Consider the following 257-nt stretch of genomic DNA (forward strand, 5'->3'; position numbering starts at 1 on the left):
GATAATAATTAAGCCACCGCCAATGGCATAGGTCGTCCAAAAAGCAATCTGCTTCCTATTAATCTCGTGTTCACCTTTTAGCAAACGCCAGCACTCAGCATTGGCACGACCGTAACCATCCGCACAAGTAATGGTAGTCCCAAACATGCACATAAAGGCGACGAAGGCGACTAGCAGTCTTGACCATTCACCGATAGTGGCGGTATACATATTGATAAGCTGATCAATATAAGCGACACCTGCGGTTTGAATCTCTT

General features: G+C 45.5%; 1 pseudogene. It reads right to left on the reverse strand.

The window, feature by feature from the left end:
- Positions 1-257, reverse strand: a pseudogene (locus AAEY75_RS16045) (divalent metal cation transporter); the annotation flags it as partial.

The sequence above is a fragment of the Psychrobacter sp. TB55-MNA-CIBAN-0194 genome (assembly GCF_040309505.1).
Classification (GTDB): Bacteria; Pseudomonadota; Gammaproteobacteria; order Pseudomonadales; family Moraxellaceae; genus Psychrobacter; species Psychrobacter fozii.